This window comes from Nocardioides sp. NPDC057772 (assembly GCF_042798075.1).
GTDB lineage: Bacteria > Actinomycetota > Actinomycetes > Propionibacteriales > Nocardioidaceae > Nocardioides.
On sequence record NZ_JBHVKN010000161.1, the window covers coordinates 1 to 11,739 of the forward strand.

General features: G+C 70.3%; 11 protein-coding genes and 1 pseudogene. All 12 read left to right on the plus strand.

Translation table 11 applies throughout. The features are described from left to right. The first annotated feature begins 123 nt into the window (after positions 1–123). Positions 124–1,116 carry an ABC transporter permease gene (locus ACFVJS_RS21130; protein WP_378884474.1) on the plus strand — a complete coding sequence of 331 codons (993 nt, stop codon included), beginning with the start codon at positions 124–126 and terminating at the stop codon, positions 1,114–1,116. Between the two features lie 49 nt (positions 1,117–1,165). Beyond that, positions 1,166–2,494 (plus strand): replication-associated recombination protein A, encoded by a 1,329-nt coding sequence (locus ACFVJS_RS21135; RefSeq protein WP_378884496.1) that lies wholly within the window; start codon positions 1,166–1,168, stop codon positions 2,492–2,494. A gap of 12 nt (positions 2,495–2,506) precedes the next feature. Next, the gene (locus ACFVJS_RS21140; RefSeq protein WP_378884477.1) at positions 2,507–3,052 is read left to right on the plus strand and encodes a hypothetical protein; all 546 of its coding nucleotides are present in this window, start codon (positions 2,507–2,509) and stop codon (positions 3,050–3,052) included. Continuing rightward, positions 3,049–3,363 (plus strand): DUF6167 family protein, encoded by a 315-nt coding sequence (locus ACFVJS_RS21145; RefSeq protein WP_378884480.1) that lies wholly within the window; start codon positions 3,049–3,051, stop codon positions 3,361–3,363. Before ACFVJS_RS21140 ends, ACFVJS_RS21145 begins: the two co-directional genes overlap by 4 nt. 8 nt (positions 3,364–3,371) lie before the next feature. Continuing rightward, complete coding sequence (gene alaS / locus ACFVJS_RS21150; protein WP_378884498.1) at positions 3,372–6,059, plus strand: alanine--tRNA ligase; 2,688 nt, start codon at positions 3,372–3,374, stop codon at positions 6,057–6,059. After that, positions 6,059–6,529, plus strand: coding sequence for a Holliday junction resolvase RuvX (gene ruvX, locus ACFVJS_RS21155; protein ID WP_045548824.1), 471 nt, complete (start codon positions 6,059–6,061; stop codon positions 6,527–6,529). Before alaS ends, ruvX begins: the two co-directional genes overlap by 1 nt. A gap of 203 nt (positions 6,530–6,732) precedes the next feature. Next, the gene (gene mltG / locus ACFVJS_RS21160; RefSeq protein ID WP_378884482.1) at positions 6,733–7,989 is read left to right on the plus strand and encodes an endolytic transglycosylase MltG; all 1,257 of its coding nucleotides are present in this window, start codon (positions 6,733–6,735) and stop codon (positions 7,987–7,989) included. 13 nt (positions 7,990–8,002) lie between these two features. Beyond that, complete coding sequence (locus ACFVJS_RS21165; protein ID WP_378884485.1) at positions 8,003–8,839, plus strand: shikimate dehydrogenase; 837 nt, start codon at positions 8,003–8,005, stop codon at positions 8,837–8,839. Continuing rightward, positions 8,836–9,513, plus strand: coding sequence for a prepilin peptidase (locus tag ACFVJS_RS21170; RefSeq protein WP_378884488.1), 678 nt, complete (start codon positions 8,836–8,838; stop codon positions 9,511–9,513). Before ACFVJS_RS21165 ends, ACFVJS_RS21170 begins: the two co-directional genes overlap by 4 nt. 45 nt (positions 9,514–9,558) lie before the next feature. Next, positions 9,559–10,737 carry a chorismate synthase gene (gene aroC / locus ACFVJS_RS21175; protein ID WP_378884491.1) on the plus strand — a complete coding sequence of 393 codons (1,179 nt, stop codon included), beginning with the start codon at positions 9,559–9,561 and terminating at the stop codon, positions 10,735–10,737. Then, on the plus strand, positions 10,737–11,252 hold the full coding sequence (locus ACFVJS_RS21180; protein WP_378884493.1) for a shikimate kinase: 516 nt from the start codon (positions 10,737–10,739) through the stop codon (positions 11,250–11,252). The genes aroC and ACFVJS_RS21180 overlap by 1 nt, the downstream gene beginning before the upstream one ends. 2 nt (positions 11,253–11,254) lie before the next feature. Further along, positions 11,255–11,739: pseudogene (locus ACFVJS_RS21185) on the plus strand (hypothetical protein); the annotation flags it as partial.

The window sequence follows — 11,739 nt, forward strand, 5'->3', positions numbered from 1 at the left end:
GTCCCAGGTGTAGGTGGTGGTCTTGCCGTCGGCCAGCATGGTGGCGGTGCGGCCGTCGTTGTCGTACGTGTAGGTGATCGTGTTGCCGTCGGAGTACTTGCGGGTGAGCATCTGCTCCGTCCCATGATCGGTTTTGTCGTACGCCGGCTGATCTCGGCACTCCTCGTGCTGTTCGTCATCTCGGTGGCGGTGGTCGCGCTCTTCACCTACGGCCCGAGCGACCCGGCGGACGCGATGTGCCCCGAGCCGAAGTGCACCGCCGAGCGCCAGGACGCGATCCGGGAGGCGCTCAACCTGGAGGCGCCGATCTACGTCCAGTACGCCGAATACATGTCCGGCATCGTCAACGGCCGCGAGATCGCGTTCGGCTCCGAGTCGTACGACTGCGACGCGCCCTGCTTCGGGGTCAGCTTCATCTACCGGGTCAATGTCTGGGACGACATCAAGGACCGGATCGGGCCGACGGTGTCGGTCGCGGTCGGTGCCGGCGTCACCATCTTGCTCATCGGGGTGCCGATCGGGATGTTCGCGGCCAGACGCAGGGGCAGCTCGGCGGACAAGGCGGTCATCGGCGCGACTCTGGTGATCGAGTCGATCCCGTACTACCTGTTCGTGCTGCTGGCCTTCCTCTACCTCGCCGTCGGAGCCGGGATCTTCCCGCAGGACGGCTACCAGCCGCTGACCGATTCGCCCTTGAAGTGGGCCTGGGCGCTGTTGCTGCCCTGGCTCGCTCTCGGGTTGGTGAACTCGTCCAAGTACGCCCGCTTCACCCGTGGCTCGATGATCGAGGCGTTCAACGAGGACTACGTCCGCACCGCGAGGTCCAAGGGCCTGCCGGAGCGGACGATCGTCAACAAGCACGCGCTGCGCGCCGCGGTCGTCCCGATCGTGACCATCTTCGGCCTCGACTTCGGTGCCCTGCTGACCGGCACGATCTTCACCGAGAAGATCTTCGGCATCAACGGCCTGGGTCTTCGCGCCCTCGACGCCGTCGGGCAGAGCGACCTGCCGGTCATCGAGGCGACCACCCTGATCTCCGCCGTGATCATCGTGATCACCAACCTCGTGGTCGACCTGTTCTACAGCGTCCTCGACCCCCGCGTACGCCTCTCCTGACCCTGTCGGTGCCGCCCACTAGGGTTGGCATGTGGATGGGTTGTTCGAGATGGGCGCTGCCGGCGCCTCGCGCGGCGGGTCGCTGAGCCACAGCGACCATGCGGCCGCGCCGCTGGCGGTGCGGATGCGGCCGCGTACGCTCGAGGAGCTGGTGGGCCAGAGCTCGCTGCGCGCTCCCGGGTCGCCGCTGCACCAGGTCGTCGAGGGCGGGCAGTCGCTCTCGCTGCTGCTGTGGGGGCCGCCGGGGACCGGGAAGACGACCATCGCCTCGATCGTGAGCCGCTCCACCGACCGGCGCTTCGTGGAGATCTCCGCGGTCTCGGCCGGGGTCAAGGAGGTCCGGGCGGCGATCGACTCCGCGCGGGCCGAGCTGGTCGCGACCGGCAAGGAGACCGTGCTCTTCGTCGACGAGGTGCATCGGTTCAGCAAGGCGCAGCAGGACGCTCTGCTGCCGGGTGTGGAGAACCGCTGGGTCACGCTCGTCGCCGCGACCACGGAGAACCCGTTCTTCTCGGTGATCTCGCCGCTGCTGTCCCGCTCGCTGCTGCTGCGGCTGGAGTCGCTGACCGACGACGACATCCGCGGCGTACTCCTGCGGGCCCTGGAGGACGAGCGCGGGCTCGGCGGCTCGGTGACCATCTCTGACGAGGCGCTCGACCATCTCGTACGTCTCGCCGGCGGTGACGCTCGCCGGTCGCTGACCTATCTGGAGGCGGCCGCGGGCGCGGCGTCCGAGGGCGAGATCACCCTCGAGGCGGCCGAGCGCGCCGTCGACCAGGCGGCGGTGCGCTACGACCGTCAGGGCGACCAGCACTACGACGTGGTCAGCGCCTTCATCAAGTCGGTGCGCGGGTCGGATGCCGACGCGGCGCTGCACTACCTGGCCCGGATGATCGAGGCGGGGGAGGACCCGCGGTTCATCGCCCGTCGGCTGATGATCCTCGCCTCCGAGGACATCGGTCTGGCCGACTCGACGGCGCTTCAGACCGCGGTCGCCGCGGCGCAGACGGTGCAGCTGATCGGGATGCCCGAGGCCCAGCTGACCCTGGCCCATGCGACGATCGCGCTCGCGGTGGCCCCCAAGTCCAACGCGGTGACCAACGCCATCTTCGCCGCGCGCGCCGACGTCGCGGCCGGGAAGATCGGCAACGTCCCGCCCCACCTGCGCGACGCCCACTATCAGGGCGCCAAGAAGATCGGCCACGGCGAGGCCTACAAGTACGCCCACGACGAGCCGTTCGGCATCGCGACCCAGCAGTACGCGCCGGACGCGGTGGCCGACGCGGAGTACTACCGGCCGACCACCCACGGAGCCGAGGCCGCAGTGAAGGAACGTTGGGAGCGTGTCCGGAAAATCGTGCGCGGACAGGATGGATAGGGTAGGCCCACCATGACGAACTCGAGCATGCCCGGGTGGGCGCTGGCGGCGACGCTGATCGCGGTGGGGGTTCTGGTCCTCATCTCGCTGGTGGTCGTGCTGCTCGCGCTCGGGGCGCGGCGCCGCGCGCGGCTGAGGCTCGAGGCGGCCGAGGCCAGCGAGGCCGAGCTGCGCGAGCGGCTCGAGGCGCTGGAGAAGCGGCTGGCCCAGCCGGAGGTCAGGCGGCGGCGCCGGGACGAGAAGGAATACGTCATCACCTCCCTGGGAGAGGACGGCGAGCCTGCCGAGGTGGAGCAGGTGGTGCAGCGTACGTTGACCGCACCGGCCTTCGCGGACGCGGTGTTTCGGGAGACCGTCGTGCACGGCGCCGCGCTGGTCCACGGGGTGCGCCGGGCGCTCTCGCCCGAGGTGCGGTTCAAGATCCGCTACGAGATGCACCGCGAGGTCAAGCGGGCACGCAAGGACCGCAAGAGCGAGATGCGCGAGGCGCTGCGGGAATACCGTGCGCGCCAGCGCGCGGCAGTTGACGAGGACGTACGTATGGAGGACACCCGATGAGGGGCGCGATCTGGTTCGTGGTCGGTGCGGGCGCGGGCGTGTACGCGATGGTCAAGGGGCGGCGCGCCGCCGAGGCGTTCACCGCCGACGGGCTGCGCGACCGGGCCCAGGCCCTCGGGGTCGGCGCGCGGATCTTCCGCGAGGAGCTGGCCACCGGCAAGGCCGAGAAGGAGCTCGAGCTCCGCGAGTGGATCGAGGCCCGCACCGCGGGACCGAAACAGATTGGCGCCACGGGTGCCGAGCAGCAGAGACTTGGACTGAACGGGCCAACCGAGGACCCGAGGAAGAACACGGAAGGTAGTACCCCCTGATGGAGTGGTTGAGCACGGCGGAGATCCGCCGCCGTTTCACGGCGCATTTCGCCGAGAACACGAGTGTCGGCGAGCACACGGTGGTGCCGTCGGCATCGCTCTTGCTCGACGACCCCAACCTGCTCTTCGTCAACGCAGGCATGGTGCCTTTCAAGCCCTACTTCCTCGGTCAGGCCACCCCTCCCTACCAGCGGGCGACGTCGGTGCAGAAGTGCATCCGTACGCCTGATATCGAGGAGGTCGGCAAGACCACCCGCCACGGCACGTTCTTCGAGATGTGCGGCAACTTCTCCTTCGGTGACTACTTCAAGGAGGGCGCGATCACGCTCGCCTGGGAGCTGGTCACCAAGTCGGTCGCCGACGGCGGCTTCGGCTTCGACGAGTCGGTGCTCTACCCGTCCGTGCTCAACGGCGACGACGAGGCGGTCGCGCTCTGGAAGAAGATCACCGGCCTGCCCGACGACCGCATCGTCCGGCTGCCTCCGAGCGAGAACTACTGGTCGATGGGCGTGCCCGGCCCGGGTGGTCCGTGCTCGGAGATCCTGATCGACCGCGGTCCCGAGTTCGGCGCCGACCGCGACTGGGACGCCGGCGACCGCTACCTGGAGTTCTGGAACCTCGTCTTCATGCAGGACAACGTCGTCGCGGCGCGGTCCAAGTACGACGTCGACATCGACGGCCCGCTCGCCCAGACCGGCATCGACACCGGTCTCGGCCTCGAGCGCGTCGCCTATCTCATGCAGGGCAAGTCCAACATGTATGAGACCGACGTCGTCTTCCCGGTCATCGAGAAGGCGATGGAGCTGACCGGGAAGAAGTACGGCGCCGCCTATGAGGACGACGTCCGCTTCCGCGTGGTCGCCGACCACGTGCGCTCCTCCCTGATGCTCATCGGCGACGGCGTCACCCCCGGCAACGAGGGCAGGGGCTACGTGCTGCGCCGGCTGATGCGCCGCGCGATCCGCAACATGCGGCTGCTGGGCTACGAGGACCCGGCGATGCCGGAGCTGCTGCCGATCTCCCGCGACAAGATGGGCGAGACCTACACCGACCTGCACGCCGAGTGGGACCGGATCAAGCGGGTCGCCGACGCCGAGGAGGAGGCCTTCCGCAAGACCCTCGCCGCCGGCACCCAGATCTTCGACCTGGCCGCGACCGAGGTGAAGGCGAGCGGATCCACCACGTTCACCGGTGACAAGGCGTTCCAGCTCCACGACACGTACGGCTTCCCGATCGACCTGACCCTCGAGATGGCCGCCGAGGCGGGTCTCGAGGTCGACGAGGCGGGCTTCCGCGGTCTGATGACCGAGCAGCGCGAGCGGGCCAAGGCCGACGCACGGGCCAAGAAGGGCCAGCACGCCGACCTGACGGTCTACCGCGGCATCCTGGACAGCAACGGCCCGACCGACTGGCAGGCCTACACGACGCTCGACACCGAGTCGAAGCCGGTGGCGCTCCTGCGGGAGGGCAAGCCGGTCGACGTCCTCGGTCCCGACGAGATCGGCGAGATCGTCCTCGACCGCACCCCGTTCTACGCGGAGTCCGGTGGCCAGTCCGCCGATGCGGGCATCATCGAGTTCGACGGTGGCCGGCTCGAGGTCGTCGACGTGCAGCGGCCGGTCAAGGGCCTCGTGGTGCACCAGGTCCGCGTGGTCGACGGCGAGTTCCACGGTGGCGAGTCGCTCGTGCACGCGAAGGTCGACCCCGAGTGGCGTCTCGGCGCCCGTCAGGCCCACTCCGGCACCCACGTGGTGCACGCGGCGCTGCGTGAGGTGCTCGGCCCGACCGCGCTGCAGTCCGGTTCGTTCAACCGCCCCGGCTACCTGCGTCTCGACTACGGCTGGACCAAGGGTCTGACCCCGGAGCAGATGCACGAGATCGAGGAGGTCTCCAACAACGCGCTGCGCGCCGACCTGCCGGTCTCCTGGGACTACATGACCCTTCCGCAGGCCAAGGAGTGGGGCGCGATCGCGCTCTTCGGCGAGACCTACGACGACTCCAAGGTGCGCGTCGTCGAGATCGGCGGCCCCTGGTCGCGCGAGCTGTGCGGTGGCACGCACGTGGACCACTCTGCCCAGATCGGCACCATCGTGGTCACCTCGGAAGCCTCGGTCGGTTCCGGCAACCGCCGCATCGAGGCCTACACCGGCGTCGAGGGCTTCAAGTACCTCGCCCGCGAACGCGACGTGGTCTCCGAGCTCAACCTGCTCCTCAAGACGAAGTCCGACGACGTCGTCGGCCGGGTCTCCGACCTGATGGAGCGGCTCAAGGCCGCCGAGAAGGAGATCGCCCGGGCGCGGACGGCTCAGCTGCTCGCCTCCGGTGGCTCGATCGCGGCCTCCGCGGTCGACGTCAACGGCGTCCAGGTCGTTGCCCAGCGGGTCCCGGGTGTGGGCGGCGGCGACGCCCGCACGCTCGCCCAGGACGTACGCTCCCGACTCGGTGACGCGCCCGCGGCCGTCGTGCTCCTCGGTGACGCGGACGACAAGGTCGCGGTGGTGGCCGCGGTCAACCCGGCCGGCATCGCTGCCGGGGTGAAGGCGGGCGACCTGATCAAGGAGCTCGCGCCGGTCGTCGGCGGACGTGGCGGCGGCAAGCCCGACTTCGCCCAGGGGGGTGGCACCGAGGTCGGCAAGATCGACGCGGCCGTCACCAAGGTCGCCTCGCTGGTGACCGATGCAGTGACTGGAGCCTGATGCGGCACGGCGTACGCCTCGGTCTGGATCCTGGCGACGCCCGGATCGGCGTCGCCAGGAGCGACCCCACGGGGTTCCTGGCGACGCCGCTGGAGACGGTCAAGAAGGGCCGCGGCGACCTCGCCCGGCTGCAGGCGATCGTCGCCGAGATCGCCGAGGAGTCGACGATGCTCGAGGTGGTCGTCGGGCTGCCCCGCTCCCTCAAGGGAGGGGAGAATCCGGCGACTGCTAAGGTCCGGGACTTCGCCGCGTCGTTGGCGCGGCGAGTGGCCCCGGTCCCGGTTCGTCTCGTCGACGAGCGGCTCACCACTGTTTCCGCGGAGGCTATGCTCCGAGATCGAGGTCGCAAGGGTCAGGACCGTCGAGCAGTGGTCGACATGGCCGCGGCGGTCGTGATCCTGCAACACGCATTGGACAGTGAGCGCGCTTCGGGGGCCGCGCCTGGAGAGATCGTTGAGGTCGGTCATTGAGTGAGCGCTACTACCCCCCGGACCCGCGCGACCCGCGTCGCCCTGGTCAGGGGTCATATGGTCGCGATCCGCGCGGTGGCTACCCGCCACGTCAGCAGCCACCCCAGGATCCCCGAGACCCGCGCCGGATGCCGCCGCAGATGCCCGGCGGTCAGATGCCTCCGCAGCAGGGCCATCCCGGTCGACGCCCCGGACCCCGGCCGATGCCAGGAGCGGGCACGCCCCCGCCGGGCTACGGTCGCCAGGAGCCCCCGCAGGGGCCTGGCGGTTACGGGGGCCCGACCTACCAGCAGCACCCCGGCTTCTTCGACGCCGGTCCCGCAGAGCACGACGACTACTTCGACGAAGAGCCGCCCAAGCGCAAACGACGCTTCGGTGGCTGCCTGGCCGTGCTCGTGGCGATGGCCGTCGTGGTCGGTGGCTTCTACGTCGTGGGCGACCGAGCCATCGACTACGTCAAGGACATGGTCGCGCCCCCGGCCGACTACCCCGGACCGGGCACCGACCCGGTCTCGTTCGAGGTCCATGAGGGCGACTCGGTGTCGGCCGTCGGCCGCAACCTCAAGGAGGCCGGCGTCGTGGAGTCGGTCGACGCGTTCATCGAGGCGGCCAACGCCGAGGGGTTGACCGTCCAGGTCGGCTTCTACCCGTTGAAGAAGCAGATGAAGTCCTCCGACGTCGTCGAGATCCTCGCCAACCCCGAGAACATCGACACGATCAACGTCACCATCACCGAAGGCTCGCGCGCCAAGGCGATCTACAAGGTGCTCGCGGAGAAGACCAAGAAGAAGCCGGCCGACTTCAAGAAGGCCGCCGAGGACACCGAGGCGATCGGGCTGCCCGACTACGCCAAGGGCAACGTCGAGGGCTACCTCTTCCCGGCGACGTACGCCTTCCCGCCCGACGCCACGCCGACCGAGATGCTGGCGATGATGGTCGACCGGTGGGAGCAGGCGCTCGGCGACAACGACATCGAGGCGCGGGCCAAGCAGCTCAAGTGCGGCGACGGCAAGGCCTGCACGGCCGAGCAGATCATGACCGTGGCCTCGCTCGTCGAGGCCGAGGGCCGCGGCGACGACATGGCCAAGATCGCCCGGGTGATCTACAACCGCGTCGAGAACCCCGGCACGGCCGGCCAGGCGGGCTTCCTGCAGATCGACGCGACGGTCAACTATGCGCTCGGGAAGTCCGGCAGCACCGAGCTCGGCGGCGTCAACGTGCAGTCCGTGGACTCGCCCTACAACACCTACACCAACAAGGGGCTGCCGCCGGGGCCGATCGGTGCGCCGGGTGACGACGCGATCCAGGCTGCGCTCAATCCGGCAGAAGGTGACTGGTACTACTACGTGACCGTCAACCTGAAGACCGGCGAGACCAAGTTCGCCAAGAACTACGACCAGTTCCTGAAGTTCAAGGCCGAGTACAAGAACTACTGCGAGACCGAGTCGAAGAGCTGTTGAGGAGGAGACCTGAGTGAAGTGTGCTGTCCTGGGTGACCCGATCGGTCACTCGCTCTCCCCGGCCCTCCACCAGGCGGCGTACGCCGAGCTGGAGATGTCCGACTGGTCCTACACCTCGACTCGGGTGGCCGCCGGGGGACTGGCGGCCTATGTCGACAGTCTCGGCGGCGACTGGCCGCCGAGCAGGTGGCGCGGGCTGTCGGTGACGATGCCGCTCAAGCGCGAGGCGTTCGAGCTGGCGCGGTCGGTCTCGCCGCGGGCGCGGCTCGTGGGGGCGGTCAACACCCTGGTGCGCTCCTCGCACGGCTGGGTGGGGGACAACACCGACCTGCCGGGCGCGGTAGCGGCGATCCGGGAGCGGGCCGGCGACGGCTACTCCTGCTCCCACGGTGCCATCCTGGGCGCGGGCGCCACGGCCGCATCGACCGGTCTCGCGCTCGCCGAGCTCGGCGCCTCCCGGATCACGTTGCTCGCCCGCAACCCGGGGGTAGCGGGGGAGACGATCGAGATGATCTCGCGTCACCGCAGCAAGCCCGTGGTCTCGGTGCTGCCGCTGGACTCGGCCGTCGACGGGGTCGACGCGGTGGTCTCCACCGTCCCGGCGAAGGCACTGACGCCCGACCTCATCGACCGGTGGGCGTCGACACCGGTCGTCTTCGACGTCGTCTACGACCCCTGGCCCTCGCCGCTGCTCTCCGTCGCACCCGGTGTGGCTGTCAGCGGTCTCGATCTCCTCGTGCACCAGGCGGTGCTGCAGTTCGAGCTCTTCACCAGTCGCCCCGCCCCGCTCGACGCGATGCGGGCGGCAGGGGAGAAGGCCTTGGGCATCACGGAGCCGTCACCGGTATGAGTCCCGGGGCGGTCGTGCTGGTGAGTGCGGCCGTCGCCGGCGTGCTCGCTCTCGGCATGCCGGCACTGCTTCGCCGGCTCCCCGAGCCTGCCGACGACCCGCCCGCGGTCGCCTACGTCACCCTCGCCGGCTGGAGACCGCTGCTGCCGGTTGCGGTGACCGTCTCCGCCGCGCTCGCGGGACTGCTGGCCTGGCGGGTGGAGCCCTCGCGGCTGATGGTGGCCCTGGTGCCGCTCGCGCCGCTGCTCGTGATGCTCGCCTACGTCGACTGGCGCGTGCAGCGGCTGCCGAAGCTGCCGATCCTGGCGGCGACCGGGGTCGGGCTCGCACTGCTCGGCGCCGAGTGGCTCTCGACCCGCGACACCGAGGCCGCCCTCGGGGCACTCGCCGGGCTGGTGATCGCCCGTTCGGCGTTCTGGCTGCTGTGGCGGCTGCTGCCGCACGCGATGGGCTTCGGCGACGTACGGCTCGCCGCGCTCGTCGGCCTCGTCCTCGGCCGCCTCGGCTGGGATCACCTGGCGGTCGGGCTGTGGGCCGGTCTGGCGATCTTCGGTGTCTGGGGCATCGGACGTGCGGTCGCGCAGCGCTCGCGCACGGCGATGCGCGAGCCCCTGGCGTACGGTCCGTTCATGATCTGGGGCATGCTCGTCGGGGTGCTCGCCGTCTCGCTGTGAACCCGGGTGCACGGGGTTGCGTGGTCGGGATGAAAGACTGACGCCATGTTGCGTTGGCTCACTGCGGGCGAGTCCCATGGTCCGTCCCTGACGGCCGTGATGGAGGGTCTGCCCGCCCACGTCCGGATCACCTCTGACGACATCGCTGATGCCCTGGCTCGGCGCCGGCTCGGCTATGGCCGTGGTGCCCGGATGAAGTTCGAGAAGGACCAGGTGCGGATCACCGGCGGCGTACGCCACGGGGAGTCGCAGGGCGGTCCCGTCGCGATCGAGGTCGGCAACACCGAGTGGCCCAAGTGGGAGACCGTGATGGCCGCCGACCCGGTCGACGCCGAGGTGCTGGCCGGGCAGGCCCGCAACGCTCCGCTGACCCGGCCGCGGCCCGGGCACGCCGACCTGGTCGGGATGCAGAAGTACGACTTCGACGACGCTCGTCCGATCCTGGAGCGCGCCTCGGCCCGCGAGACCGCGGCCCGGGTCGCGCTCGGCGCGGTCGCCTCGGCCTTCCTCGAGCAGGCGCTCGGCGTCCGCCTGGTGTCCCACGTCCTCGAGATCGGCGGCGTCCGTACGCCGAGCCACCAGGTCCCTTCGCCCGAGGACGTCGCGCGCCTGGACGAGGACCCGGTGCGAGTGCTCGACCCCGACGGCTCCAAGCAGATGGTCGCCCGCATCGACGAGGCCCACAAGGACGGTGACACCCTCGGCGGCGTCGTCGAGGTCGTCGTCCACGGGCTGCCGCCGGGCCTCGGGTCCCACGTGCACTGGGACCGGCGTCTCGACGCGCGCCTGGCCGGCGCGCTGATGGGGATCCAGGCGATCAAGGGTGTCGAGGTCGGCGACGGGTTCGAGCTCGCCGCGACCCCGGGCTCGAAGGCCCACGACGAGATCGTGCCGTCCGCCGACGGCATCCGCCGCGCCTCCGGGCGCTCGGGCGGCACCGAGGGCGGCATGTCGACCGGCGAGATCCTGCGGGTGCGTGCCGCCATGAAACCGATCGCGACCGTGCCGCGCGCCCTGCGCACCGTCGACGTCGCGACCGGCGAGTCTGCCGTGGCACACCACCAGCGCTCGGACGTCTGCGCGGTGCCTGCCGCCGGTGTCGTCGCCGAGGCGATGGTCGCGCTCGTGCTGGCCGAAGCGGCGCTGGAGAAGTTCGGCGGCGACTCCGTCGCCGAGACCAAGCGCAACGCCGAGGCCTACCTCGCGAACCTGAGGTACCTCTGATGCCGGTCGCCGTGCTCATCGGCCCCATGGGCGCCGGGAAGTCGACGGTCGGCGCACTGCTCGCCTCGCGTCTCGGCGTGGCCCTGCGCGACACCGACGAGGACATCGCGGCGGCCGCGGGCAAGAGCGTCCAGGACATCTTCGTCGACGAGGGGGAGGCCCATTTCCGTGCGGTCGAGGCCGAGGCCGTCGCGGCGGCCCTGGCCGAGCACGACGGCGTGGTCTCCCTCGGCGGTGGTGCCGTCCTCGCCGACCAGACTCGGACCCTGCTCGAGGAGCACACCGTCGTCTACCTGCGGGTCGGCGTCGCGGACGCGGTCAAGCGGGTCGGTCTCGGTTCGGGCCGTCCGCTCCTGCTCGGCAACGTACGCGGCCGCATCAAGGCGCTCCTCGAGGAGCGCGCGCCGATCTACGAGTCGGTCGCGACCCTGGTCGTCGACACCGACGGCCGCTCGGCCGACGACGTGGCCACCGAGCTGGTCACCGCCCTGACCGCGCTGAACACAACGGAGTAGAAGTGACCCAGCCAGCCAGCACCGCCAGCACCCTGATCAGGGTCGAGAGCGCCGCGCCGTACGACGTCGTCATCGGCTCCGGCCTCGCCGGCCGGCTCCAGGGGCTCCTGGGCGAGAGCGTCCAACGGGTGGCGTTCCTCTACGCCGCCGAGCTGGCCGAGCACGCCGAGCCCGTGCTCGAGGAGCTCCTCGAGCACTACGACGTGCTCGGCCTCGGGCTGCCCAGCGGCGAGGACCAGAAGACCGTCGCCGTCGCCAACGACTGCTGGGAGGCGCTGGGGGAGAAGGGCTTCACCCGCTCCGACGCCGTCGTCACCTTCGGTGGCGGCGCGACCACCGACCTCGGCGGCTGGGTCGCGGCCGGATGGCTGCGCGGCGTACGCGTCGTGCACATGCCCACCACCCTGTGGCTGCTGCATCCGCTGCTGACGCTGCTGGTGATCGTGGGCACCGCCAACCACTACTGGCTCGACGTGATGGTGGCGGC